This window comes from Priestia sp. SIMBA_032 (genome assembly GCF_046535215.1).
In the GTDB taxonomy this organism is placed as follows: Bacteria; Bacillota; Bacilli; order Bacillales; family Bacillaceae_H; genus Priestia; species Priestia aryabhattai.
Map to the genome: position 1 here is coordinate 1 of NZ_JAWRXD010000138.1, position 458 is coordinate 458.

General features: G+C 35.2%; 1 pseudogene. It reads left to right on the forward strand.

The features are described 5' to 3' along the window. Nucleotides 1-16: 16 nt before the first annotated feature. Nucleotides 17-458: pseudogene (locus SB717_RS33685) on the forward strand (hypothetical protein); the annotation flags it as partial.

The window sequence follows — 458 nt, forward strand, 5'->3', positions numbered from 1 at the left end:
AATGAGGTGTTTATAAATGAAAATTTCACGCTTTAATAAAGACTGCGGTAACTCTGTCGATATGAACATTATGGATGGATATCTATTTGATTTCCCAACGAATGTAGTCGAACTGCAAAAAGATGCTGCTGATTCGTTCTTTACAGATGCGGTGACAGCTCCAGAAGAATTTAAGAAGCGCATTTTACTTTCTACAACCATTGAGGGTGAAGAGAAAGAGCGTTATTTCTTAGTAGGTGACATTGCAGCTAGTCAATTGCTTGCCAACAATCACATTAATAAATTACATAATAAAATTACAAGTCATATTCCATACATCACTTTTTTAGCTGCCATTGCGTATTACCATGCGTTACATACGAAAAATAAAAAAGACAATACAATTGAAATTGACTATTTTTCTACCATGTTACCAATCTGGCTTCTTAAGAAAGAGAGCACATTTGGGGCGGCTCAAA